We start from the raw sequence: 727 nt of genomic DNA, 5'->3' as shown, positions 1-727 counted from the left end.
TTGCCAAGGTTGAGGAACTGACAGGTATAAAGAAAAGCCCCAGTCGGGTACGAGTCTGGATGCACAAGGTAGGCATGAAGTATCAAAAAACAGCGCAAATACCTAGTAAGGCTTGTCCAGAAGCACAAGCTATCTGGAAAACGAATGTTTTTGAGCCTCTTCGTGAGAAAGCCAAATCTGGAGAAATCACACTTTTATTTGGTGACGCTATGCATTGTGTAATGGGGGTGTTTTTATCGTTTTTATGGTCTTTTAAACGACTTTTTATCAAAAGTAGTCCGGGTCGTAAACGACTCAATGTGGTAGGTGCTGTAAATGCCATCAGTAAGAAAGTATCTTTTATGACAAACATTACTCAAGTGAACGCCGAAACAATGATCTCATTCTTAGATCAACTCAGGCAGGAATATGGTGAAAAACCAATATACCTGATTCTGGATAACGCTCGCTATCAACATTGTAGGTTAGTCAAGGAATTTGCACAAGCACTTGATATTCATTTAGTTTTTTTACCACCATACTCTCCTAACCTTAATATTATTGAGAGACTTTGGAAATGGGTAAAGAAAAAATGTTTATATGCCAAGTATTATGAAAACTTTGATGATTTCAGAAAAGCAATTGAAACCTCTTTGGAACAAGCAAATGAATTGTACCAAACAGAACTTGAATCACTGCTCTCTCTAAAATTTCAAAGTTTTCACAAATCCTAACAGCTTGAAGTATA

The 727-nt window shown here is 37.0% G+C and carries 1 protein-coding gene; it reads left to right on the top strand.

Annotated features, from left to right (window positions below; translation table 11 throughout):
• Window positions 1-713, top strand: a 713-nt coding sequence (locus tag Q0954_RS34200; protein ID WP_299466649.1) for an IS630 family transposase, incomplete at its 5' end; no start/stop codon positions are given.
• Window positions 714-727 lie beyond the last annotated feature (14 nt).

It is taken from the genome of uncultured Microscilla sp., from assembly GCF_947493425.1.
Classification (GTDB): domain Bacteria; phylum Bacteroidota; class Bacteroidia; order Cytophagales; family Microscillaceae; genus Microscilla.
Note: the sequence above shows the minus strand (reverse complement) of the source record. Positions and strands in the feature narration are given on the sequence as shown.